The 1,130-nt window shown below is 72.2% G+C and carries 1 protein-coding gene; it reads left to right on the top strand.

Going from position 1 to position 1,130, the window contains the following annotated elements:
- Positions 1-1,095: hypothetical protein (locus CR157_RS22770; RefSeq protein WP_441319110.1), on the top strand; the 1,095-nt coding region annotated here is incomplete at its 5' end.
- Positions 1,096-1,130: the final 35 nt, after the last annotated feature.

The raw sequence follows: 1,130 nt of genomic DNA on the forward strand, positions 1-1,130 counted from the left end.
GTCGAGTTCCGCGATGTGCACCCGCCGCGGGCCCGGGTGCGCGGCCCGCTGCGCGTCGAGCCCGACCAGTCCTACACCTTCGCCGCCACCGTGGCGCCGCCGTACCGTGGCATGGCCTATGCCATGGACGGCTTCTTCACCCTGCCCGACGGCAGCGTGGTGGAGGGCGTCACCGAGGTCGAGTACACCCCGACCGCCGAGGACGTCGCCCAGGAGCGGGTCGAGGTCCACTACACCGGCTGGATCGAGGGCTACGAGGCCGAGACCACCGTCGAGGCCAGCCACCGCACCTCGGTGTGGGAATACGTGTGGCCGACCTTCTACGCCCTGGACCGGCTGTCGGCCGACGTGGCGCCGGCGGAGATCGCGCTGGCGATCCGCCACCGCAACGGCACGCGGCGCCTGGAGGAGCCGACCTACGCCTGGACGCTGCCCGAGGAGGCGACCCGGGTCGAAGCCAAGGGCGACGCCAAGCGCGTGTTCTGGCTCGAGGCGCCCGGGGTCTACCCGGTCGAGGTGGTGGTGCGCGACGCCCGTGGCCACGAGGCCGTGGTCGAGCACGAGATCGTGCTGGGCCGGCCCGCGCCCTACGACATCGAGCTCGACTACACCGCCTCCAACCGCTACGAGCGGGCCCCGCTGGACGTGCGGGTGCGGCCCTCGGTGCGTGGCGGCCACCCGCGGGACCGGATCATCCACCACCGCTACTACCTGGAAGGCGAGCTGCTCAGCGAAGAGTCGATGTACGGCACCGCCACCCTGGCCGAGGCCGGCACGCACTACCTGATGTACGAGCTGGAGACCCAGATGGGCACCACGGCGCGGCAGCTCCTGCCGATCGAGGTGGCCGAGAACCAGCCGCCGACGTGCGAGCTCGAGGTGCTGGAGACCAGCTACGACTGGCGGGTCTCGGCGGACTGCCAGGACCCCGACGGCCGGGTGCGCGAGTACCAGTGGACGGTGGACGGCGAGCCCTCGGGGCGGACCAGCTACCGGCTGAGCATCAGCCGCAACGACTACGACGCGCTGCCGCCGGTGGCGCTGGTGGTGCGCGATGACGCCGGGGCCCTGTCGTCGCCGGTGCAGGTGCCCTGATCCCAGGCGCCACGGTGCCTGATCGTTTGCCCGGC

Origin of the sequence: Halomonas sp. LBP4 (assembly GCF_003202205.1) — a bacterium.
GTDB lineage: Bacteria > Pseudomonadota > Gammaproteobacteria > Pseudomonadales > Halomonadaceae > Halomonas > Halomonas flagellata.